The 21,513-nt window shown below is 71.6% G+C and carries 19 protein-coding genes; 6 read left to right on the forward strand and 13 right to left on the reverse strand.

The genetic code is table 11. The features are described from left to right. The first annotated feature begins 70 nt into the window (after nt 1-70). Complete coding sequence (locus ABZ453_RS01095; protein WP_359010268.1) at nt 71-733, forward strand: DsbA family protein; 663 nt, start codon at nt 71-73, stop codon at nt 731-733. Nucleotides 734-736: 3 nt separating this feature from the next. Here ABZ453_RS01095 and ABZ453_RS01100 read toward each other — a convergent pair whose 3' ends face one another. The 4 genes from ABZ453_RS01100 to ABZ453_RS01115 form a co-directional block, all read right to left on the reverse strand. After that, on the reverse strand, nt 737-976 hold the full coding sequence (locus ABZ453_RS01100; RefSeq protein WP_359010270.1) for a hypothetical protein: 240 nt from the start codon (nt 974-976) through the stop codon (nt 737-739). 16 nt (nt 977-992) lie between these two features. Then, nucleotides 993-2,423: an FGGY-family carbohydrate kinase gene (locus ABZ453_RS01105; RefSeq protein WP_359010273.1), complete on the reverse strand. Its 1,431-nt coding sequence runs from the start codon at nt 2,421-2,423 to the stop codon at nt 993-995. Between the two features lie 208 nt (nt 2,424-2,631). After that, nucleotides 2,632-3,660, reverse strand: a complete 1,029-nt coding sequence (locus ABZ453_RS01110) for a 2-hydroxyacid dehydrogenase (RefSeq protein ID WP_359010275.1) — start codon at nt 3,658-3,660, stop codon at nt 2,632-2,634. Between the two features lie 30 nt (nt 3,661-3,690). After that, nucleotides 3,691-4,512, reverse strand: a complete 822-nt coding sequence (locus tag ABZ453_RS01115; RefSeq protein WP_359010277.1) for a DeoR/GlpR family DNA-binding transcription regulator — start codon at nt 4,510-4,512, stop codon at nt 3,691-3,693. A 150-nt stretch (nt 4,513-4,662) separates the two neighbouring features. On the opposite strand from ABZ453_RS01115, the gene ABZ453_RS01120 reads away from it, so the two are divergent. Genes ABZ453_RS01120 through ABZ453_RS01130 form a run of 3 tightly spaced genes read left to right on the forward strand, consistent with a single transcriptional unit; the run spans nt 4,663 to nt 7,651 of the window. Beyond that, nucleotides 4,663-6,213 carry an FGGY-family carbohydrate kinase gene (locus ABZ453_RS01120; protein ID WP_359010279.1) on the forward strand — a complete coding sequence of 517 codons (1,551 nt, stop codon included), beginning with the start codon at nt 4,663-4,665 and terminating at the stop codon, nt 6,211-6,213. 28 nt (nt 6,214-6,241) lie between these two features. Further along, nucleotides 6,242-6,862, forward strand: a complete 621-nt coding sequence (locus ABZ453_RS01125) for a histidine phosphatase family protein (protein ID WP_359010281.1) — start codon at nt 6,242-6,244, stop codon at nt 6,860-6,862. Nucleotides 6,863-6,874: 12 nt separating this feature from the next. Then, nucleotides 6,875-7,651, forward strand: a complete 777-nt coding sequence (locus tag ABZ453_RS01130; protein WP_359010283.1) for an SAM-dependent methyltransferase — start codon at nt 6,875-6,877, stop codon at nt 7,649-7,651. Nucleotides 7,652-7,679: 28 nt separating this feature from the next. Here ABZ453_RS01130 and ABZ453_RS01135 read toward each other — a convergent pair whose 3' ends face one another. From ABZ453_RS01135 to ABZ453_RS01160, 6 genes are all read right to left on the reverse strand, one after another. Further along, nucleotides 7,680-8,576 carry a TauD/TfdA family dioxygenase gene (locus ABZ453_RS01135; protein ID WP_359010285.1) on the reverse strand — a complete coding sequence of 299 codons (897 nt, stop codon included), beginning with the start codon at nt 8,574-8,576 and terminating at the stop codon, nt 7,680-7,682. Nucleotides 8,577-8,590: 14 nt separating this feature from the next. Continuing rightward, on the reverse strand, nt 8,591-9,934 hold the full coding sequence (locus tag ABZ453_RS01140; RefSeq protein ID WP_359010287.1) for an LLM class flavin-dependent oxidoreductase: 1,344 nt from the start codon (nt 9,932-9,934) through the stop codon (nt 8,591-8,593). Nucleotides 9,935-9,965: 31 nt separating this feature from the next. Next, the gene (locus ABZ453_RS01145) at nt 9,966-10,700 is read right to left on the reverse strand and encodes an ABC transporter ATP-binding protein (RefSeq protein ID WP_359010289.1); all 735 of its coding nucleotides are present in this window, start codon (nt 10,698-10,700) and stop codon (nt 9,966-9,968) included. After that, entirely contained in the window at nt 10,676-11,518 is an 843-nt protein-coding gene (locus tag ABZ453_RS01150) for an ABC transporter permease (RefSeq protein WP_359010291.1), read from the reverse strand. Before ABZ453_RS01150 ends, ABZ453_RS01145 begins: the two co-directional genes overlap by 25 nt. 5 nt (nt 11,519-11,523) lie before the next feature. After that, on the reverse strand, nt 11,524-12,594 hold the full coding sequence (locus ABZ453_RS01155; protein ID WP_359010293.1) for an ABC transporter substrate-binding protein: 1,071 nt from the start codon (nt 12,592-12,594) through the stop codon (nt 11,524-11,526). A gap of 241 nt (nt 12,595-12,835) precedes the next feature. Continuing rightward, nucleotides 12,836-14,023 carry an ROK family protein gene (locus ABZ453_RS01160; RefSeq protein WP_359010295.1) on the reverse strand — a complete coding sequence of 396 codons (1,188 nt, stop codon included), beginning with the start codon at nt 14,021-14,023 and terminating at the stop codon, nt 12,836-12,838. A gap of 439 nt (nt 14,024-14,462) precedes the next feature. On the opposite strand from ABZ453_RS01160, the gene ABZ453_RS01165 reads away from it, so the two are divergent. Beyond that, complete coding sequence (locus tag ABZ453_RS01165; protein WP_359010297.1) at nt 14,463-15,038, forward strand: biotin transporter BioY; 576 nt, start codon at nt 14,463-14,465, stop codon at nt 15,036-15,038. On the opposite strand, the gene ABZ453_RS01170 is transcribed toward ABZ453_RS01165, so the two are convergent. After that, nucleotides 15,028-16,356: an FAD-binding oxidoreductase gene (locus ABZ453_RS01170; RefSeq protein WP_359010299.1), complete on the reverse strand. Its 1,329-nt coding sequence runs from the start codon at nt 16,354-16,356 to the stop codon at nt 15,028-15,030. The genes ABZ453_RS01165 and ABZ453_RS01170 overlap by 11 nt on opposite strands. Before the next feature lie 124 nt (nt 16,357-16,480). Then, nucleotides 16,481-17,206 (reverse strand): LPXTG cell wall anchor domain-containing protein, encoded by a 726-nt coding sequence (locus ABZ453_RS01175; protein ID WP_359010301.1) that lies wholly within the window; start codon nt 17,204-17,206, stop codon nt 16,481-16,483. Between the two features lie 233 nt (nt 17,207-17,439). On the opposite strand from ABZ453_RS01175, the gene ABZ453_RS01180 reads away from it, so the two are divergent. Beyond that, nucleotides 17,440-19,890: a protein kinase gene (locus ABZ453_RS01180; RefSeq protein ID WP_359010303.1), complete on the forward strand. Its 2,451-nt coding sequence runs from the start codon at nt 17,440-17,442 to the stop codon at nt 19,888-19,890. 27 nt (nt 19,891-19,917) lie between these two features. Here ABZ453_RS01180 and ABZ453_RS01185 read toward each other — a convergent pair whose 3' ends face one another. After that, nucleotides 19,918-21,333, reverse strand: coding sequence for an amino acid permease (locus ABZ453_RS01185; protein WP_359010305.1), 1,416 nt, complete (start codon nt 21,331-21,333; stop codon nt 19,918-19,920). Nucleotides 21,334-21,513: the final 180 nt, after the last annotated feature.

Here is a 21,513-nt window from a genome sequence, read left to right on the forward strand (position 1 = left end):
CGGCGGACGGGAATGGGGACGGCGACGCCCGGTGTTGCCGGTTGAAAAGAGTCCCTTTTCTAGGAGAGCCATGTCCGAGACCGCGAGCAGCTCCGCCAAGACCCCCGTCGACTTCTGGTTCGACCCGCTGTGCCCCTGGGCGTGGATGACCTCCCGCTGGGTGCTGGAGGTGCAGAAGGTCCGGGACATCGACATTCGCTGGCACATCATGAGCCTCGCGGTGCTCAACGAGGACCGGATCGACGAGCTGCCCGAGGAGTACCGGGAGATGCTGGCGACCAAGGCGTGGAAGCCGGTGAAGGTGGTCACCGCGGCCTGGCAGAAGCACGGCGCGGACGTCGTCGGCCCGCTCTACACCGCGCTCGGCACCCGCTTCCACAACAACGGCGAAGGCCCGACCGTCGAGGCCATAGCCGCCGCGCTGGAGGAGGTCGGGCTGCCCGCCGACCTGATCGACTACGCCGACCAGGAGGACTTCGAGTTCGAGGCCGAGCTGCGCGCCTCGCACAAGGAGGGCATCGAGAAGGTCGGCCAGGAGGTCGGCACCCCCGTCATCGCCGTGCCCGGCGCGGACGGCGAGCAGATCGCCTTCTTCGGCCCCGTCGTCACCCCGGCCCCCAAGGGCGAGGAGGCCGCGAGGCTCTGGGACGGCACCCTCGCCGTCGCCTCGGTCCCGGGCTTCTACGAGATCAAGCGCACCCGCACCAAGGGCCCGGACTTCAGCAACCTGTAGGTCTCACTCGGGGGCGGCGGCCTCCTCGTCCTTCTTCTCCCGGAACTTCTCGGGAAGGATGCCGCCGTCGCCCTGGCGGAAGTAGGGCTGGTACCACAGGCAGCCCTTCGCGGTGCAGCGCCAGAGGTCGTGGACGAAGTGGCGGGGCCCCTTCTCCTCGCGGACGGCGGCCTTCTCCGCGTCGTTGAGTTTGCGGAAGTCCTGTCTGCTCCTGCAGGTGGGGCACATCCGGCTCGTCGTCATGAACCCCTCCTCGCGGTCAGCGACCGGCGTCCACCGCCGCGCGTGCCCGCGCGAGACGGTCCAGATGGTCCTCGTAGGCCTTCGCGTAGTACGCCGCCCGTGTCGCGTCAGGTTCCACCATGGATGTCGGTTTCGTCCATACCCCCGCGTCCAGGGGAACCCCGTACCGCTCCGCCGCCGCCAACACCGCGCCCCGCGCGCCCACTTCGCCCTCGACCACCCGCAGCGGACGGCCCAGCACGTCCGCCAGCAGCCGCATCCACGCGGGGCTGCGGGTGCCGCCGCCGCACACCGCGAGGGTGCCGGTCAGGCCCGCGGCCTGAAGACAGTGGCGGGCCGCGAACCCGATGCCCTCACAGGTGGCGCGGACCAGATCGGCCTTGGTCGACTCCAGACAGACGCCGCTGAGCTCCGCGCGCAGCCGGGGCTCGACGAAGGGGGCGCGCTCGCCCGAGGGGGCGAAGTACGGCAGGACCCGCACGCCGTTCGCGCCCGGCGGCGTGTCGGCGAGCAGGGCGTCGACCTCCTCCCGCGGGACCCCGGTCGTCGACAGCACCCAGTCCAGCGCCGCCGTGCCGACCATCGCCGGCATGGCCCGCAGCCAGTGGCCGGGACGGTCGGTGGAGATGTACAGCCCGGCCGGCTCGCCCGTCAGGTCCAGGTCGGTGGTCGCGACGAGGCTCGCCAGGCAGGTGCCGACGATCAGCAGACCGTCACCCGGCGCGGTGACGCCCGCGCCGAGCGCGCAGGAGGGCAGGTCGTACGGCCCGTTCGCCAGCCGGGTGCCGGCCGGCAGCCCCTCGCCGAACGCCTCGGCCGTGGCGATCGGGTCGCCGACCGGGGGGAGCAGGCCACGGCGGTGGGTGAGGCCGAGCAGCTCGACGACCCGGTTGTCGTACGTCCGTGTCCTCGGGTCGAGGAACGGCATCGACGCGTCGGAGACGTCCGTGGTCACCGGGGCGCCCGTCAGCCGCCGGAACACCATGTCCTTGCAGTACACGGCGGTGGCGGCGGCGTCCAGGGACCTCGGCTCGTACCGGTCGAACCACGCCAGCAACGGGCCGGGACAGCCCGGGAACATGGCGCTCCCGGTGCGGCGGAAGACGGTCTCGAACGTGCCGTCCGCCAGCCACTGGTCGAGGAGTTCATGCGCCCGTCCGTCCATCCAGGAGGCCGCGGCCCGCACCGGCCGCCCCTCCTTGTCGACCAGCCACACCCCGTCGCCCTGCCCGGTGAGCCCCGCGAGCGCGACGGGCTCCGCGAGCCGCGAGGTCAGCGCCTCCAGCACCGCGACGACCGCCCCGTACACCTCCTCCATGTCCTGCTCGACCACGCCCCCGTGCAGCGCGAGCCCCACCGCCCGCGCCTCGACGCCCAGTTCCCGCCCCTCCTCGTCGAACGCGGCGGCCTTCACCATCGACGTCCCGACATCGATCCCGACATACATGGCGGCTCCTCCTCCTCCTTTGGCTTCGTTCGCCTCCGGGGGCGCTGTGTGCCGGTGTCGAGGGGCCGATCGTGCTCAGCGCTTCGCGCCTCCGCGCGTTCGGTCCCTCAACACCGGCGCGCCCCCTACGGCTCTCTTCGCGGCCGGTGTCCTGGAGACAGTGGGGGTTGGTGGGCTCTTGCTCGGGGTTGTGATTCCGTCCCGGCGTTCATGTCAGGGCGTGCGTGAGGGGCTCCCCGCGTGCCCAGCGGCCCACTTCCTCCGCGGCGATTCTCGCCGCCTTCTCCGCCACCGCGCGGGACGCCCCGCCGAGGTGCGGGGTCAGGACGACCCGGTCGGCCAGCGCGTGCAGCCGGGAGTCCGGCGGGAGCGGTTCCCGTGCGTAGGTGTCGAGCGCCGCCGCCGAGAGCCGGCCGCTCTCCAGGGCGTCGCACAGCGCCTCCTCGTCCAGCAGGGGACCGCGTGCCGCGTTCACGAGCACCGATCCCTCGGGCAGGAGGGCCAGTTCGCGCGCCCCGATCAGGCCCCTGGTCTGCGGGGTCAGCCGGGCGTGCAGGGTGATCACCCGGGAGCGAAGCAGGAGTTCGTCGAGCGAGTCGACGCGCAGGCCGTGGATCTCGCCGCGGACGTAGGGGTCGTACACCATCACCCGCGCGCCGAAGGCGCACAGCGCCCGGGCGACCCGGCTGCCCACGGCGCCGTAGCCGACGAGCCCGACCGGCAGGTCCTCCAGCTCCAGACCGCTGTGCTCGTACGTGTAGTACGCCGCCCCCTCCCAACTCCCCTGCCCGGCGAGGAGGCCGTGGGCCTGGGGGATGCGGCGCAGGGCGGCCAGGAGCAGGCCGACGGTGAACTCGGCGGTGGCGGCGGCGTTGCGGCCGGGCGCGTAGCAGACGCGCACGTCATGGCGTTTGGCCGCGTCGAGGTTGACGTTGACCGGGCCGCCCCGGCAGACGACGACCAGGCGGAGCGCGGGGGAGGCCTCCAGGACCCGTTCGGTGACCGGACCCATCTGGGTGACCAGGACCTCGCGGCCGTCGGCCAGCGCCTCGATCATCTCGTCCTCGGCGTCACTGGCCTCCCGCACCTCGGCCACCGGGCCGAAGGGTTCCAGGGGCCAGCCGAGCAGTAACTCCCGCACCGAACAGTCCGCTCGAGCGGCGACCGCGTCCCTGATCAGCGAGGGCAGGACGAAGTGGTCGCCGGCCGCCAGCACCCGCACCGACCCGCTCGTCACAGCAAGCCCTTCGTCACAGCAAGCCCTTCGTCACGGTGAGTCCTTCGTCGCGCATACCTGGTAGGTGACCTTGTGCTCGTCCAGGTCCCGCAGCGCCTCCGCCGACGCCCCGTCGTCCACGAGGAGCAGGTCGAAGCGGGACAGCGGGGCGACCCGGTGCAGGGCGGTCCGGCCCAGCTTGGTGTGGTCGACCAGCAGGACGCCCCGGGCGGCGGAGTCGAGCATCGCCCGCTTCACCGACACGATGTGCTGCTCCTGGTGATAGGCGTACCCGGCGTGCACGGCCGACGTCGAGGCGAAGCAGACGTCCACGCGCAGCGACTGGACCGCCTCGACGCAGGACACGCCGAGGAACGAGGCGTGCAGCGGGTCGTAGTCGCCGCCCAGGGCCATGAGATGGATGCCCCGCTGGTCGGCGAGGACGTTGACGGCCTCCAGGAAGTTGGTGACCACCGTCAGCGGGGTGATCTCGCCGAGGCGGAGCCTGCGCGCTATCTCCAGCGCGGAGGTGGAGTCATCCAGCATGATCGCCATGCCGGGCTCTATCAGCCCCAGCGCCCGCTCGGCCAGTGCCTCCTTCTCGGCGCGCATGGTCTTCAGCCGGTACTGCACGTTCGACTCGAAGACACCGGAGGGCTGGGCCGTCACCCCGCCCCGGAACTTCCGGACCACTCCCTGCCGTTCGAGCTCGTCCAGGTCGCGGTGGACGGTCATCAGGCTCACCCCGAACCGCTCGGCGAGCTCCGCCGCCGTGGCCGAGCCGGCGGCCAGGACCCGCTCGGCCATGGCGGCCCGGCGGGGGGTCGGTCCCTGGGGGTGGGCGCCGCCCCCGCTGCTGTCGCTGCTGCTCATCGTGTCCCGGTCACCGTCGAGTGGTCTCGTCAATCGAGGGTGTAACGGTGGAAGTTGCGCGTCAATCCCTCGCGCAGGCGAAAAACCCGGGTCAATATCGAAGATGGATGTGAAGTTCACACACGAAATCGCGATACCCGGGAGGTTCGGATGGCGGACGGGCGTGAGGCCTGGCTGGGGATCGACCTGGGCACGCAGAGCGTCCGGGTGCTGCTGGTCACGGCGGACGGCACGGTCCTCGGCCGTGGCTCGGCACCGCTCGGCGGGCACCGGGAGGGGGAGCGGCACGAGCAGGACCCGCAGGAGTGGTGGGCGGGTGTGTGTGCCGCGTCCCGGCGGGCGCTCGGCGGGGTGACGGGTGTGCGGATCGGGGGACTCGCGGTGTGCGGCACGTCCGGCACGGTCCTGCTGACGGACCCCGCGGGACGGCCGGTGAGCCCCGGGCTCATGTACGACGACGGGCGCGCGGCGGGTGAGGCGGCGCGGGTGCGGGCGGCCGGGGTGGCGGTGCAGGACACCTGGGCGCTGCCGAAGGCGGTGTGGCTGGTGGGGGAGTACGGCGGGGAGGTGGCCGGCTCCGCCGCCGGCCGGCCCGCCTCACCCGGCGCGCACCGGCCCCACCCCCACCTCCGTCTGGCCCGTCCGTCCCGCTTCCGGCTGGCCCACCAGCCGGACGTGATCGTCGGCCGTCTCGTCGGGGTGCCCCCGCCCGCCGACTCCAGTCACGCCCTCAAGACCGGTTACGACCTGGAGCGCAACGCCTGGCCGTACCCGGCCTTCGCCGAACTGGGCCTGCCCGACGGGCTGTTCCCCGATGTCGTGCGCCCCGGCACCCCGCTCGGCGAGGTCGGCGCCGAGGCCGCCGAGGCCACCGGTATCCCCGCCGGCACCCGGGTCGTCGCGGGGATGACCGACGGCTGCGCGGCGCAGATCGCCTCCGGGGCGCTCAGGCCCGGCTCCTGGAACTCGGTGCTCGGCACCACGCTCGTCCTCAAGGGCGTCTCCAGCACCCCCGTCCACGACCCCGCCGGCGTGGTCTACAACCACCGCGCCCCGGACGGGAGCTGGCTGCCCGGCGGGGCGTCGGGCGTCGGCGCCGGCGTCCTCACGGCGTCCTTCGCGGGAGCGGACCCGGCGGCCATGGACGAGCGGGCGGCCGCCTATGAGCCGTCGGGTGCGGTGACGTATCCGCTGGTGTCGTCCGGTGAGCGGTTCCCGTTCCGGGCGCCGGACGCCTCCGCGCTGGTCCTCGGCCAACCGCGCGACGACGCCGACCTGTGGGCCGCCCTCCTCCAGGGCGTCGCCCTCACGGAACGGCTCTGCCTGGACTACCTGCACCATCTCGGCGCCCCGCTGGACGGCCCGCTCACCTTTACCGGGGGCGGCGCGCGCAGCCGGTACTGGAACCAGCTGCGCGCCGACATCCTGGGCCGCCCGGCCCGCGTACCGGCCCAGACCGAGCCGGCTCTGGGCATGGCCGCGCTGGCCGCCCACGGCACGGGCGCGGGCGGCTCCTTGGCGGACGTGGCCGAGCGCATGGTCCGGGTCCGGACGGTTCTCGAACCCCGACCCGAGCGCACGGCCCTGTTCGCGGAGCCCTACGCCCGGCTGATCGACGAGCTGACGGCCCGCGGCTGGCTGCCGCCCCCGGTCGCCGCCCACGCCCGCACCCGCCTCCACCAAAACACGGCGGACTCATGACCCCACCCCCACCCGGATGGACCCGCACATGAACACCACCCTTCTCCTCGCCCGGCACGGGCAGACCGTCTGGCACGGTGAGAACCGTTACGCCGGGGTCAGCGACGTGCCGCTCACCGACACCGGGTACGCGCAGGCCGAGGCGCTCGGGCGGTGGGTCGCCGCGCACCCCGTCACCGCCGTCTGGACCTCCCCCGTCTCCCGCGCCGTCGTCACCGCCGAGCCCGCCTGCCGGGCCCTGGGGCTCACCCCGGCCCGCGAACCGGACCTGCGGGAATGCGACTTCGGCGTGGTGGAGGGCCGTACCCTCGCCGAGTTCGCGGCCGAGAACCCGGACGCGGCGCAGGCGTTCCGCGCCGATCCCGTCGCCCACCCCTTCCCCGGTGCCGAGGACCCGAGGGCCGCCGCCGAGCGCGGTGCCGCCGCCCTGCGCCGTATCGCCGCCGCGCACGAGGGCGAGCGCGTGCTGGTCGTCGCCCACAACACCCTGCTGCGGCTGGTGCTGTGCCGTCTGCTGTCCATCCCGCTCGGCGAATACCGCCGTGTCCTCCCGCGACTGCGGAACGCCGCCGTGACCGAACTCCGTATAAATCTCAACCAAGTTGGTCTGATCTCGCTGAACGTGCCCTGCGATCAGGATCGAACGTAGGAGGATGTCGGTATGACGGAGATCGACACCTCGGTGCCGCATTCGGCCCGGATCTGGAACTACTGGCTGGGCGGCAAGGACAACTACCCGGTGGACGAGGAGGCCGGCGACGCCTACACCGCCGTCTTCCCCGGCATCGTCACCATCGCCCGCAGCAGCCGCGCCTTCCTCGGGCGCACCATCCGCCATCTCGTGACGGAGGCGGGTGTACGGCAGTTCCTGGACGTCGGCACGGGACTGCCGACCGTCGACAACACCCACGAGGTCGCCCAGCGCCACGCCCCCGACGCGAGGATCGTCTACGTCGACAACGACCCCCTGGTCCTCGCCCACGCCCGCGCCCTGCTCACCTCGACGCCGGAGGGTGTCACGGCGTACGAGGACCTGAGCCTGTACGACCCGGAGCGCATCCTGGAGGCGGCGGGGAGGACGCTGGACCTCACGCGGCCGACGGCCCTGATCCTCAGCGGCATCCTCGGGCACGTGAGCAGCTACGACCAGGCCCGTGACCTGGTACGGAGCCTGATGGCGGGCCTGCCCTCCGGCAGCTACCTGTCCCTGAACGAGGGCTCGCGCGGCACCGACCCGGTCTACGAGCAGGCGCAGGACGCCTACAACGAGACCGGCGCGGTGCCGTACTTCCTGCGGCCGGTCGAGCAGATCGAGGGCTACTTCGAGGGCCTGGAGCTGGTGGAACCGGGCGTCGTGTCCGTCCCCCTGTGGCGCCCGGACCCGGACGCCGACACCGCCCCCATCGGCCAGCACGGGGGCGTGGGCCGCAAGCCGTAGCGCACGACGGGGGCGGTGTCCTCGGTGCCTACGCCGCCACGGACGTGTAGTGCGAGGCGTCGCCCTCGATCGAGTAGCTCTCCTTGCCCTCGATGCCGACCGGGATGTCACCGGCGACGGTCACCCGGTGCAGCCGGCGCGGCAGGCCGTCGTAGTTGTCGACGGCGTAGTGCTGGGTGATGCGGTTGTCGAACAGCACGAGCTGGTTCTCCGACCAGCGGTGGCGCAGGATGTTCTCCGGCCGGGTCACGTACGCCTGGAGCAGGTCCAGGATCTTGCGGGACTCGCCCGGGGAGAGACCGACGATCCGCTGGGCGAACCCGCCGATGAACAGGCCGCGTTCACCGGTCAGCGGGTGGACGCGGACCACCGGGTGGACCGTGCGGTACTTGATGGACGTGAACTGGGCGCGCTGCGCGGCCTGCCGCTCGTCCAGCTCCTCCTCCGGCACGGCGTAGTCGTAGTCGTTGGTGTGCTCGGCCCACAGCGTGTCCGCCAGGTTCCGCAGGGACTCGGGCAGTTGACGGTAGGCGGCGGCCGAGCTGGCGATCAGGGTCTCGCCGCCGTACGGCGGGATCGTGAGCGAGCGCAGGGTGCTGGCCTGCGGTGGGTTCAGGACGAACGTGACGTCGGTGTGCCAGTGGTTGGCGGCCCGGCCGCGCTCGCTGTCGACCGGCAGGACGTTCGGGACGCCGTCGACGGAGGAGACCGTCGGGTGGGCGGTGGTCACGTCGCCGAAGTGGCGGACGAAGGCCTGCTGTCCCTCGTCGTCGAGGTTCACGTCGTCGAAGACGAGCGCCTTGTGGGCGTTCAGGGCCTCGCGGATCGCGGTCGCCGTCTCCGCGTCGAGCGGCTTGGAGATGTCGACTCCGGAGACGCGGGCGCCGATGTGGGCGGTGACCTTCTGGATCTCGATCTCGGACATGTGCGGGGGTCCTTTCAGATGAGGGCGGGTTCGGCGGGCTGGAGGTACTGGTTGGCGGGGCGGGGCAGGCCGTAGCGCTCCCGCAGGGTCCGGCGGGGCCCGTACTCCGTGCGCAGCAGGCCGCGGGTGCGCAGGAGCGGGACGACGTGGTCGACGAAGGCGTCGAGGCCGGAGGGCAGGACGGCCGGCATGATGTTGAAGCCGTCGGCGGCGCCCCGCGTGAACCAGCTCTCGATCTGGTCGGCGACCTGCTCGGGCGTGCCGGCGAAGGTGAGGTGGCCGCGTCCCCCGCCCAGCCGCCCGATCAGCTGCCGGACGGTGAGCCGCTCGCGCCGGGCGAGCCCGACGACGAGCGTGTAGCGGCTCTTGGCGCCCTCGACGGCGTCCTCGGACGGCAGGTCGGCGGGCAGTTGGGCGTCCAACTCCAGTGTCCCGGAGGACAGTTGCAGCAGTCGCTCCAGGTTGGCCACGCCGTGCCGGTGCACGATGTGGTCCTCCAGCAGCTGCTCGTTTGCCCGCGCCTCCGCCTCCGTGGACCCGATGACCGGCACGATCCCGGGCAGCACCTTGATGTGCTCGGGGTCCCGGCCGGCCGCCCTCGTACGGGACTTGAGGTCGGCGTAGAAGGCCTGCGCGTCCTCGAGGGTCTGCTGGGCGGTGAACACCGCCTCCGCGTACCGGGCCGCGAACGACTTGCCGTCCTCGCTGGAACCGGCCTGCACGAGGAGTGGATAACCCTGGGGTGAACGGGGGACGTTGAGCGCTCCCTCGACACTGAAGTACGTCCCCTTGTGCCGGGGCGGATGGATCTTGCTGTCGTCGCCCCAGACGCCGGCCGCCTTGTCGGCGATGACCGCGTCGTCCTCCCAGCTGTCCCAGAGCTTCAGGGCCACGTCGAGGAACTCGGCGGCACGGGCGTACCGCTCGGCGTGTGCGGGCTCGTGCTCGAGACCGAAGTTCCGGGCGGCCTCCGCGCCCGCGGTGGTGACGATGTTCCAGCCCGCCCGGCCACCGCTGATGATGTCCAGCGAGGCGAACTTGCGGGCCAGGTTGTAGGGCGAGTTGTACGAGGTCGACGCGGTGGCGATGAGCCCGATGTGCTCGGTCGCCGTCGCCAGCGCGGTGAGCAGCGTGAGCGGTTCCAGGGCGCCTGCGGGACGCTGGGCGAGGTTGCTCCACAGCTGTGGACCGTCGGCGAGGAAGAGCGAGTCGAAGGTGCCGCGCTCGGCGGTTCGGGCGAGCCGTACGTAGTGGCCGAGTTCGACATGCGCGAGCGGATCGCTCTCGGGCAGCCGCCACGAGGCCTCGTGATGACCGGTGTTCATGAGGAAGGCGTTGAGGTGGAGCCGGCGGGTCATGCGTGGTCCTCCGGGAAACCCTGGGTGGTGGTCATGCGTGGTCCTCCGTGACGCCGAGCGCCGCGAGCAGCCGTTCCCGGTACTCGCCGAGCAGGGGGTCGCGGTAGGAGCGCGGGTGGGGGCGGTCAATGGTGAGGTCGAGTCCGATACGGCCCTTTTCCAGGACCAGGACCCGGTCGGCGAGGACGATCGCCTCGTCGACGTCATGGGTGACGAGCAGGACGGACGGCCGGTGGCGTTTCCACAGCTCCCGCAGCAGGCCGTGCATCCGGATGCGGGTCAGCGCGTCCAGCGCTCCGAACGGCTCGTCGGCCAGCAGCAGTTCGGGCTCGCGGACGAGGGACCGGGCGAGCGCGGCCCGTTGGGCCTCGCCGCCGGACAGCTCGTTGGGCCAGGCCCGTTCGCGCCCCTCGAGCCCCACCTCGGCGAGCGCCTCCCGCCCCCTGCGCTCGGCGTCCTTGCCGTCGAGCCCGAGGAGTACGTTGTCCAGCACCCGCCGCCAGGGCAGCAGCCGTGCGTCCTGGAAGACCACCGACACCCGTTCGGGGGCGTCGAGCCGGCCGCTCCCGGCGACCTCGTGGTCCAGTCCCGCGACCGCCCGCAGCAGGGTGCTCTTGCCGGAGCCGCTGTGGCCGAGCAGGGCGGTGAACTGTCCGGCCGGCAGGTCGAGGTCGATGCCGTCGAGGACGGTACGCCCGTCGAACGACCGGGTGAGGCCGCGGAGTCGGACGGCGGGCCGGGTCAGCTGCTCAGTGTGCGGCGCCATGACAGCACCCTCCGTTCGATGAGACGGACCGCGCTGTCGGAGACCAGGCCGAAGACGCCGTACACGAGCAGGCCGACGAGGATCACGTCGGACTGGCCGTAGTTCTGGGCCTGGAACATCATGTAGCCGAGTCCGCTGGTGGCGTTGATCTGCTCCAGCACCACCAGGCCCAGCCAGGAGCCGGTCACCCCGAGCCGGAGTCCCACGAAGAATCCGGGCAGGGCGCCGGGGATGACGATCTGCCGGACGAACCGCAGCCTCGACAGCCCCTGCACCTCGGCCAGTTCGACGAACCGGCTGTCGATGCCGGAGAGCGCGGCGTGCGTGTTCAGGTAGATCGGGATGTAGACGACGATGGCGATGATCGCGATCTTGAACGCCTCGCCGATGCCGAGCCAGAGGATGAACAGGGGGATCAGACCGAGGGTGGGGATCGCCCGGTTGAGGTTCACCGTCCCGTCGATCAGCGCCTCCCCGACCCGGCTCAGCCCCGACGCCAGGGCGAGGACGACACCGGCGACGAGACCGATGGCGAAGCCGTACGCGGCCCGCTCGACGGAGGTCGCGATGTCCGCGGGCAGGGTCCCGGCGGTCCACAGATGCCCGGCGGTCTTCAGCACCGTCCAGGGAGCCGGGATCGCGCCGGGGTCCAGCTGCCCGGCGGCCGAGGCGGCGGCCCACAGGACCAGGAGCAGGGCCGGCCCGATCAGGCGGGTGGCCGGCAGGCGCCTGCCCGGGGCGAGGCCGCGCCGGCGACGCCGTACCGGAGGGGTCTCCTCGCGGGTCGTCACCGGGACGGCGGTGGTCGTGGTGGTCACAGCGGTCACCTCCGGTATTCCGCCGGTACGGCCTTGGCGGCGATGGACTCGAAGCGGTGGTCGAAGAGCGAGGACACATCGAACTTCTTCACGAAGCCGCCCTCCGCCAGCAGATCCGCGGTCTCCTGCTCCCATTTGATGGCCTCGTCCCAACTCGGCGGGAACAAGGGCTTGTTGGCGAGATCGGAGATGGACTTGGCCTGCGCGGGGGTCAGGTTCTGCGTCTTGACGTAGAACTCCTCGTTCCAGGTGCCGGGGTTCTCGTATATCCACACCTGGCCCTTGGCCCAGTACGGGATGTACGCGGCGACGGCGGCGGCCTTGGCGGGGTCGCTCAGCACGGAGGCCGGCGCCCAGAGGAGGTTGAGCAGGTCGACGACGCCGGTGGTGATGACGCGGGCGCCCTTGGACTTGTACTGCGCCAGATAGGCGGGCGCCTGGCTGTTGGCGAGCGGGGCGATGTCGACCTGGCCGGACTGCAGGGCGGTGAGGAACTGGTTGCTGGTCAGCGGGACGAGCTTGACGTCGTCGTACTTCAGCCCCGCCTGCTTCAACGCCCGCAGCAGGACCACTCCTTGGGCCTGGCCCTGGGAGAAGGCGAGCTTCTTGCCCTTGAAGTCCGCGACCGAGTGGATGTCGCTGCCGGGCTTGGTGGCGAAGAGGTAGTTGGGCTTGCGGGTGATGTCGATCGCGACGATCTTCGCGTCGAAGCCCTGGTAGTGCGCCTGGATCGGCGGGATGCCCGCGTTGTTGGCGAGGTCGAGGGACTTGGCGCGGAAGGCGTTGATGACATCCGGTCCGGCACCGATGTTCACCCAGCTCGACACCTTGAACGGCGTCTCGCCCAACTTGGCCAGCTTGAACTGCAGTTGCTCGGTGTTCTGGTACGAGGCGATCTTCAGACTGGTGCCGGCCGGGACCTTGTCGGCGAGCGGGGCGGACAGGGCGCCCTTGCCGGTGTCGGCGGACGCGCTGCCGTTCGCGCAGCCGCTGAGCCCGGCGACACCGGCGGCGGCACCGAGCAGGGAGGTGAGGAAGAGCCGTCGGTCGACACCCGAAGCAGACGAGGAAGGCATGGTGGGACTCCGTGAGTTCGGAAACACAAGCGGGAAAGAAAACGCGCGGAATTCCAGGCGGAACCAGGCCCGGCAAAGGGGGGCCCGGCAAAGGGGGTCACACAGAATTCACGCAGGGGGAAATGAGCGCTTCACACGCGGCAACGTGTCAGCAACAAAGGGTGCGACAGCTCACGAACAGGCTCATGACCAGGATGTTCCCGGCCATGAACGCCCCCTGTCAACATTCGGAGTTTCTGAATTAAATAGCCCGAGGTGAGGCCGCCAGCGGATCCCGGTAGAGCACGTCGAGTGCCACCGAGCCACCGGCCACCGCGAGCACGGAATCCGGGAAACTGGTCGGAACGACGGACGCCGCCCGTTCCGCGCCGACCCCTTCGCGCAGCGCGTCGAGGCAGTCCTGCCGGTGGATGATCCCCACCTCGGTCACCACGACCGTCTCCGGGTTCAGCACGTCCAGCAGCAGCCGCGCCGCCCGCCCGACGGCCCCGGCCCGCTCCACCAGCAGCCGTACGGCCTCCCGGTCGCCCGCGGCGGCCGCCGTGACCACGTGCATCGGGTTGACGCCCTCGACGACACCCGCCGTCCGTGCCCGCCGCACCAGCGTCCGCTCGCTCAACTCGGCCTGCAGGCAGCCGATCCGCCCGCACGCGCAGGGTTCCTTACCGCCCGGCACCGGCAGATGGGCGATCGCGCCCGCCTGCGACCGCGGCCCGTGGTGCACCTCGTCATGGGTGGCGAACGCCGCGTCGACCACGTTGCCCACGAACAGATGCAGCACGCTCCCGCCGTCCCGGGCCGCCCCGAACAGCCGCTCCCCGTTGACCAACGCCCGCGCGTGCCCGTCCACATGGACCGGCAGCCCGGTGCGCTCGCCCAGCACCTCCCGCACGGCCACCTCACGCCAGCCGAGCATCGGATGCTCCACGACGGTCCCGGACTCCCGGTCCACCCAGCCGCCGACGGCCACACCGACCCCCAGCGGCCGGCAGCGCGGCGTCTCGGCCAGCAGGGCGCCGAGCCCCTCGGCGGCCCGCGCCAGCACCCAGCCCGGATCGGTCCGCTCGTGCCGTAGCTCCCGCCGGGCCACCACCCGCCCGCGCAGATCGAGCAGCGCGACCGTGGTGTACGGCACGGCCACATGCACCCCGCCGACCACGAACCGTGAGTCGTCCAGGTCGACGGGGACGTGCGGGCGCCCCACGCCGTTCGAGCGCCGGGGCGCGGACGCCTCACGGATCAGGCCGAGCTCGGCGAAACGGGCGCAGTAGTCCGTCACCGACGCCGGTGACAGCCCGGTCAGCCGGGCGATGGTGGAGCGTGCCACCGGCCCGTGCTCCAGCACGGACCGCAGGACGACACTGGCGCTCGTTCGGCGCCGGGAGGTGGAGGAGGGGGAGGCGACGGGGGGAGCGGCGGTACGGGGCATGGGAAAACGTCCTCGGGAACGGGGGCCGACACGTCTCGGAGCGTGAGGCGCGCCGGAACCCGCCTCAGACGCTCGTGCTGAGTCGTGTGCGGCTACAGGTGGCGGTCCCCTGGCGTCGCAGGTCGACATAGCGACGCGACGTGAAGTACCGGGACTGGGCGACCATGTCCCGAAGGGTAGGCGAGAAACGGTGAATCCGACCAGACCGCTAGGATTCATTTGGTGGGATTCGACAGTCCTGACTCCGGCCCGTCACGTGAGGCGGACGTCCCGGCCTCAGTGACCGGTGTCACGTCGAACCGGGTGTAACCAGCACTCTTTGTTCGGAGCCCACCAAGCTGTCGCTCCACCCTTTGTCGGGCGCTGACGGTGATCACCTCCATGCGCGCGGGTTAACGTCACCCTGTCCCTGCATGCCCCCGTCACCCGCGGAGTCCCCATGAGCACCGCTGCCGCCACCGTCCGCCCCCGCGAGGTCCTCGCCGACCTGCTCCCCGCGTCCCGTGTCCGGGACGTGGCGCTCGTGCTCGGCGGCGCGGCGCTCACCGGTCTCGCGGCCCAGATCTCGGTGCCCGTCCCGCACTCCCCGGTCCCGGTGACCGGCCAGACCTTCGCCGCGCTGCTGGTCGGCACGACGCTCGGCGCGAGCCGCGGCCTGGCCTCGCTCGTCCTGTACGCGCTGGCCGGGCTCGCCGGTGTGCCGTGGTTCGCCGGCGGCGGCTCCGGCGCGTCCGTCTCCTTCGGCTACATCCTCGGCATGCTGCTCGCCTCCACCGTCGTCGGCGCCCTGGCCCGCCGCGGCGCCGACCGCTCCGTGGTGCGCATGGCGGGCACGATGCTGTTGGGCGAGGCGCTCATCTACGCCGTCGGCGTCCCGTACCTGGCCTACGCGGCCGACCTGTCCCTCTCCGCCGCGATCGCGGCCGGCCTCACCCCGTTCCTGATCGGCGACGCCCTGAAGGCGGCCCTGGCGATGGGCGTCATGCCCGCCGCCTGGAAGCTGGTCAGGCGCTGACGTCGTAGGTCCTGCGGAAGAGGTTCGCCGGGTCGTACCGGGCCTTCAGCCCGGCGAGCCTCTTGCGCGTCCCGTCGTCGTACAGCCCCTCGGTCCGGTCCCCGGCCCCGAAGGCGAAGTTGAGCGCCCGGCCGAGGGTGACCGGCGCGAGCAGGGCGAACGCCGGGTCCAGCACCGCCCGCGCCTGCTGACGGTCCCCGACCGTCAACAGCCGCACCAGGAACCGGCCTTCGCGGTAGGGCACCGAGTTCGGCGCGGGCCGCGCGAGCGCCCCGCCCAGATGATTGACCTGCACGACACACATCGGCCCACCCGCGTCCGGCCCGGTGCGCGCGAGCACTTCGGCGGCCCGGTCGACGTCCAGTTCGCTCAGCATCGCGCTGTCCCCGTAGTAGGCGTGCGGGAAGTCCGGGTCGCTGTGGATGGTGTGGCTCTCGGCGTACGGCATCTCCCGCAGCGAGTCGGCGATCACCGGCCCGAACTCCCGCAGCGGCGCGGTGATCCGCTCGCCGTCGGTCCCCGTATGGGCGACCCGCACGGAGACGACGTACCGCCCCCGCAGATGCGGCGGAAGCGCCGGCAGGTCCGGGTACGGTACGGCGGCGAAGGACGAGGTCAGCCCATCCGGCACAGTACGGGTCCACTCCTCGTACACCCGTAGCAGGACTGCCGGATCGGTCTGCCGCCCGTCGAAGGCGACGGAGCCGCCGTACAGCGTCCGCACCGGTACGAGACCGATCTCCAGCTCGGTGACGACGCCGAAGTTGTGGCCGCCGCCGAGGAGGGCCCAGTACAGGTCGGGGTCCGACTCCCGGGTGACCTGCCGCAGCCGCCCGTCCGCCGTGACGACGTCCAGGGACCGCACATGGTCGGCCGCGTAGCCGAACTCCCGTGCCAGGATGCCCAGTCCGCCGCCCAGGGTGTAGGAGACGGCGCCGACGCCCGGCGCGGAGCCGTTGAGCGGCGCGAGCCCGTACGGTTCGGCGGCCGCGACGACCTGGCCCCAGCGGACGCCGGCCTGGACGCGAACGGTGCGCGCCTCCGCGTCGACGGTGACCCGGTCCATGCGCTTCGTCGTGACGAGGACGCCGCCCTCGAAGTCGCCCGGCAGCCCGTGCCCGGTGGCCTGGACGCCGATCGGCAGATCCCGGTCCGCCGCGTACCGCACGACGGCGATCACGTCCTCGGCGGTCCCGGCGGCGCAGACCACGGCGGGGCGCCGGGCGAACCCGGTCTGGAAACCGGCGAGTTCGTCGTCGTAGCCGAGGTCGCCGGGGCGGAGGAAACGGGGGATCGCGGTGCTGTCGACGGAGGTCATGACCGGCATCCTGCCCGCATAACCTGACACCCGCCGTCAGCTTTTCGAGTGAAGTGGGACGAAGTGAAGTGCGGTGAAGGGACGGGCCGGGACGCTCACACGCCCCGGCCCGCGGTGGCCGTACTCAGCCGCGCGGCTGCTGGGTGGGCCGCCGGGTCGACCACCACAGTCCGGCCGCGCCGGCCGTCAGCAGCGCCGCGCCCGCCGCGCCGAGCGGCAGCAGGTCCTGCCCGACACCGGTCTTGGGCAGTTCGCCGCCGCTCGGTGCCACCGGCTTGTTGTCGGTGCCGAGGAGCAGTGGGGTGGCCGGGGCGTTCGGCGACGGGTTCGTCGTACCGAACGGCACCGGGCCCTGCTGCCAGTACGTCTTCTTCCCGTCACCGGCTTGGACGGGCAGGCAGATCTTGCCCTGCTTTTTCAGGTCGTACGTGGCGTCCACGGCGTACGACTTCGATTTTCCGACCGCCAGATTGTCGATCGGGCAGGCGAATCCGCTGTTCGACCCCGCGGGAAGGTCATTCTTCCCGATCGCCGAGCAGCCCTGGACGTTCTTTACGGTGAGGCCGTCGAAACCGACGACCAGAAGCTGGATCTTTCCGCTGTCCTTGGTCCCCTGATTCTTCACCGTGGCGGTGATCGCCGCCTTCTGCGTGCTGTTGTCCACCGAGATCCTCGAGGGCAGGAGAGTCGTCAGCTTGACGCCTGCCGGGGCCGCGTCCATGGCCTTTCCCCCCTGGCTGCTCCCGGGCCCCTGATCGTCGGCGCTGGCCGTGCAGGAAAGGATCAGTACGGCCGAAAAGGCCGCCGTGACCAGTGATCCCGCTATGGCCGTCGTACGACGAGAACTCATGTTCGTCCCCCTTGCGTCCCCCTGAGCTGCGCCTGAATTCGCAGTACTTGAAGAGGTACCACAAGATTTCTCCGCACTATGCTGGTACGGCACTAAGTGTGACTATTGTGTTTCCGTGGGGGCGGTCGTTGAGGGGGTGCAGCGGTTTGCCGGGGAATGTGAGCGGTGGCGGTGTTCCAGGGCTGCTGGTGAACGGGCGTTATCGATTGGGCGCGATTATCGGCCAGGGGGGAATGGGGCGGGTGTGGCGGGCTGCCGACGAAATGCTGGACCGCCCGGTCGCGATCAAGGAAATGCGGATAGACGGCCTGGACGCCGAGGACACCCGCACCCGCCGCGAACGCACTCTGCGCGAGGCCAGGGCGACGGCACGGATCGACCACCCCAACGTCGTGCGGGTGTACGACGTCGTGGACGAGGGCGAACGCCTGTGGATCGTCATGGAGTTGGTGGAGGGCCGCTCCCTGGAGCGGATCATGGTGGAGTCGGGATCCCTGAGTCCCCGTGAGGCGGCCCGGACAGGCCTGGGCCTGGTCGCGGCCCTGCGTCAGGTGCACGCACGGGGGGTGCTGCACCGGGACATCAAACCGGGGAACGTCCTGGTGGAGGCCGCGGGGGAGCGGGTGGTCCTCACGGACTTCGGAATCGCGGCGCTCCAGGACGCCAAGGCGCTGACGATGGTCGGCATGCTGGTCGGCTCCCCCGACTACATGGCCCCCGAGCGGATCTCCGGCCGGCCCCAGGGGCCGCCCTCGGACATCTGGTCCCTCGGCGCGACGCTCTGCGCGGCGCTGGGCGGCCGCTCCCCGTTCTCCCGCGACACCACGCTGGCGACGCTCCACGCGGTCCTCTATGAGGAACCCGAACTCCCCGCCGCCGCGGGCCCCCTGCGCTCCATCCTCGCGGCGCTCCTGGAGAAGGAACCAGAGGTCCGCCCCGGCCTGGATGAACTGACGTCCGCCCTGCACCTGGTGGCCTTTCCCGCCCCTACTCCGACGCTGCCGGTGGGTGGGGGAGAGGGGGATGGCGGGGGTGCGGCTGGGGCTGAGGCTGGGGCTGAGGGGGGAGGGACGGCGCAACTGCCCGGGGACGGGGAGCTGTTGGGGGCTCCGGGTGCCTCGGGAAGGCCCGTGGCTTCGACGGCCTCCGGGGCTACGGGGGCTTCGACGGCTCCGACTGCTTTCGTGGCTCCGGGTACGGAAGCAGCCGCGGGGGCCGAGGGGGCGGTCACTGGCGCGGGAGGCTCCGAGGCGGGGGGTGCCGGCGGTTCGGAGGCGGGGGGTGTCGGCGGTTCGGAGGGGGAGCCGGTCGATCTGCCGGGGCGGGGATTCGAGGGCGGCCCGTCCGGGGGCGCCCCAGTGAGCGCCGGGGCCGGTGCGTCAGGCGGGGACGCCACTGATACGGCAGGTGGGTCATCCCGGGATGCCGGGGCAGGAGCGACGGACGTCCCCGCCGCGGAACCCGCGAAGCGTCCCGAGCCCGCTCACCCGGTGACCCCGCGGCCCGCTCCCGATCCCCGCCCCGGAGCATGGTCAGCCCGCCACCCCGCGTCTCGGACCGAGGCGCCCCAGGCATCCGAACCGGTCGACGCAGCGGACCCGGCGGTGTCCTCCCCCTGGCACTCGTCCGAGGCTCCCACGCCCTCCTATCTGGGCACCCGTCTCGTCCACGCCGCCCGCGAACCCCGGCAGAGCGAACCCGTGGAGGACGCGGCCCCGAGGGAACAGACGGTCACCCATGACCTCCGTCGCGACACGACGCCCGCCCCACGCCCCACCCGCATCTCGCCCCCGGACCAGGAGACCCCCGCAGAACCGTCCGAGTCGCCGTACCCCACCCCTCCCGAGCCCGGTCGACTCCGCGCCTCCACCCCCGCCGCCTCCAACGCCTCCACCGAAGTCCCCTCGGAACTGCGCTCCGAGGCCCGGTCCGAGATTCCGTCGGGCCTCTCCACGCAGCCGACCGCCCCCAACTCCGCCGGCCCACAGCAGGGAGCGCAGGCCCCACGCCCCGCCCTCGGCCCGCATCCCCTCCGCACACCCGAGCCGCCCCCTCCCGCGGCCCCCGTCACCCCGCGCCGCCACGGCCGTCGTACCGCCCTCCTCGCCGGGGTCGGTGTGGTCGCCGCCGGGGTCGTCGTGGCGGCCGTCCTGCTGTCCAACTCCGGGTCTCCGGACGACCGGCGCGCCGGTTCCTCGACGACGCCGACCGCCGGCGACAGCCCGTCGCCCACCGTCGAGGGCACCGCCAGGCCCCCCAGCCTGCCGCCCGGCACGCACGAGGAGGCCGGCGGCTACGCGTGGGCGACCCCCAGGGGCTGGCGTCGCAACGTGATGACGGGCGCGGAGGTCCACTACACCTCCCCCGACGGCGCCCAGGAACTCGTCGCCAAGTCCTCCCTCGCCCGCGACAACCTGATGCGGACCTGGCAGCAGTCGGAGCAGAACGCCCACCAGGGCCAGGACTACCGCAAGATCCGCCTGGAGCAGACCACCTTCCGCGGCGACCCCGCCGTGGTCTGGGAGTACACCTTCACCCTCGACGGCGTGAACTGGCACGCCCGCCTCCTGGGCTTCAACCAGGAAGGACGGTCGTACCAGATCAACACCTGGTACCACACGGCCATCGAGCCCCAGGCCCTGAAGACCTACGACAAGGTGAAGGACAGCTTCAAGATCCTCTGAGCGGGCGAGCCCTCGGCCGCCGGGGGATCAGCCCGCCCCGACCTCGTCCCGCGCCTCGACGGAAGCCGCACCCGCGGCCGTACGGCCCCCGCGCACCTTCTCCCGCACCAGCGCGACCATCAGCACGACCGCCGCCACCAGCAGGGACAGCAGCACGGTCTCCCGGCCGTCGTGCTCGGTGTCGGTCAGCATGTAACCGAGCACGAAGACGATCAACGCGGCCGTGGCCCAGGTCAGATACGGATACAGCCACATCCTCACGACCAGCTTCTCCGGCGCCTCGGCCTGGATGATCCGCCGCATCCGCAGCTGCGAGAAGCAGATCACCAGCCACACGAACAGGGCCACCGCGCCACTGGAGTTGACCAGGAAGAGGAACACCGAGTCCGGGAACCGGTAGTTGAAGAACACGGCCACGAAGCCGAAGACGACCGACGCGACGATCGCCGCAAGCGGCACGCCCCGCGTGGTCGTCCGCGCGAACGCCTTCGGCGCGTCGCCCCGCTCGCCCAGCGAGAACGCCATCCGGGAGGCCGTGTAGAGGCCGGAGTTGAGACAGGACAGCACCGAGGTCAGCACGATGACGTTCATGATCTGACCGGCGTGCGCGATGCCGAGGGAGTCGAGGGCGGCGACGTACGAGCCCTGCTCCTTGATGGACGGGTCGTTCCACGGGAGCAGCGAGACCACGACGAGGATCGAGCCCAGGTAGAAGACCGCGATACGCCAGATGATGCTGTTCGTCGACTTGGTGACCGCCCGCTGCGGGTCCTCCGACTCGCCCGCGGCCAGCGTGGCGATCTCGCTGCCCATGAAGGAGAAGACGACCAGCAGCACGCCGGTGAGGATCGCGCCGGGGCCGTGGGGCAGGAAGCCGCCGTGCTCGGTGAGGTTGCCCAGGCCCGCCTTGTCGCTGTCCACGCCCGGCAGCACACCGGCCACCGCGAGCGCGCCGACCACGATGAACGCGCCGATGGCGACGACCTTGATGCCGGCGAACCAGAACTCGAACTCGCCGTAGGAACCGACCGAGACGAGGTTGGTGGCGGTCAGCACCACCATCACGATGAGCGCCCAGCCCCACTGCGGGACGGCCGGGATCCAGCCCTCGAGGATCTTGGCGCCGGCGGTGGCCTCCACCGCGAGCACCACCACCCAGAAGAACCAGTAGAGCCAGCCGATGGAGAACCCGGCCCAGCGGCCGAGCGCCCGGTCGGCGTGGGCCGAGAAGGAGCCGGAGGTCGGGTTGGCGGCGGACATCTCGCCGAGCATCCGCATCACGAGCACGACGAGCGTGCCGACGAGGGCGTACGACAGCAGGATGCCGGGTCCTGCCGTCGCGATACCGGAGCTGGAGCCGACGAAGAGGCCCGCTCCGATGACACCGCCGATGGCGATCATCGACAGATGTCGGTTCTTGAGTCCGGCCTGGAGACCAGTCATGGGGGGAATTCCTTTGCGCCGGGTGTGGGGACTTCCGTACTGCGCCACCGTGGTGACGTACAAGTCGGTCCAGTGAATCGGAGGCAAAGGACTTGGTGAACCTCTGAATCCAGATTGTTACTTGAGTTTTCTTTGAGGTTCCATGGTCAGGTCTGGATTTCTCCTGGTCGCCACCCGGAG

Origin of the sequence: Streptomyces sp. NPDC005799 (assembly GCF_040630525.1) — a bacterium.
Classification (GTDB): Bacteria; Actinomycetota; Actinomycetes; order Streptomycetales; family Streptomycetaceae; genus Streptomyces; species Streptomyces griseorubiginosus_B.

What these genes read in the sequence shown, in the direction of transcription:
- ABZ453_RS01140 (WP_359010287.1), bottom strand. Translation starts at nt 9,934, where the DNA reads ATGACCCGCCGGCTCCACCTCAACGCCTTCCTCATGAACACCGGTCAT.
- ABZ453_RS01120 (WP_359010279.1), top strand. Translation starts at nt 4,663, where the DNA reads ATGGCGGACGGGCGTGAGGCCTGGCTGGGGATCGACCTGGGCACGCAG.
- ABZ453_RS01135 (WP_359010285.1), bottom strand. Translation starts at nt 8,576, where the DNA reads ATGTCCGAGATCGAGATCCAGAAGGTCACCGCCCACATCGGCGCCCGC.
- ABZ453_RS01170 (WP_359010299.1), bottom strand. Translation starts at nt 16,356, where the DNA reads ATGACCTCCGTCGACAGCACCGCGATCCCCCGTTTCCTCCGCCCCGGC.
- ABZ453_RS01165 (WP_359010297.1), top strand. Translation starts at nt 14,463, where the DNA reads ATGAGCACCGCTGCCGCCACCGTCCGCCCCCGCGAGGTCCTCGCCGAC.
- ABZ453_RS01185 (WP_359010305.1), bottom strand. Translation starts at nt 21,333, where the DNA reads ATGACTGGTCTCCAGGCCGGACTCAAGAACCGACATCTGTCGATGATC.
- ABZ453_RS01100 (WP_359010270.1), bottom strand. Translation starts at nt 976, where the DNA reads ATGACGACGAGCCGGATGTGCCCCACCTGCAGGAGCAGACAGGACTTC.
- ABZ453_RS01095 (WP_359010268.1), top strand. Translation starts at nt 71, where the DNA reads ATGTCCGAGACCGCGAGCAGCTCCGCCAAGACCCCCGTCGACTTCTGG.
- ABZ453_RS01175 (WP_359010301.1), bottom strand. Translation starts at nt 17,206, where the DNA reads ATGAGTTCTCGTCGTACGACGGCCATAGCGGGATCACTGGTCACGGCG.
- ABZ453_RS01115 (WP_359010277.1), bottom strand. Translation starts at nt 4,512, where the DNA reads ATGAGCAGCAGCGACAGCAGCGGGGGCGGCGCCCACCCCCAGGGACCG.
- ABZ453_RS01125 (WP_359010281.1), top strand. Translation starts at nt 6,242, where the DNA reads ATGAACACCACCCTTCTCCTCGCCCGGCACGGGCAGACCGTCTGGCAC.
- ABZ453_RS01105 (WP_359010273.1), bottom strand. Translation starts at nt 2,423, where the DNA reads ATGTATGTCGGGATCGATGTCGGGACGTCGATGGTGAAGGCCGCCGCG.
- ABZ453_RS01180 (WP_359010303.1), top strand. Translation starts at nt 17,440, where the DNA reads ATGGGGCGGGTGTGGCGGGCTGCCGACGAAATGCTGGACCGCCCGGTC.
- ABZ453_RS01160 (WP_359010295.1), bottom strand. Translation starts at nt 14,023, where the DNA reads ATGCCCCGTACCGCCGCTCCCCCCGTCGCCTCCCCCTCCTCCACCTCC.
- ABZ453_RS01130 (WP_359010283.1), top strand. Translation starts at nt 6,875, where the DNA reads ATGACGGAGATCGACACCTCGGTGCCGCATTCGGCCCGGATCTGGAAC.
- ABZ453_RS01145 (WP_359010289.1), bottom strand. Translation starts at nt 10,700, where the DNA reads ATGGCGCCGCACACTGAGCAGCTGACCCGGCCCGCCGTCCGACTCCGC.
- ABZ453_RS01155 (WP_359010293.1), bottom strand. Translation starts at nt 12,594, where the DNA reads ATGCCTTCCTCGTCTGCTTCGGGTGTCGACCGACGGCTCTTCCTCACC.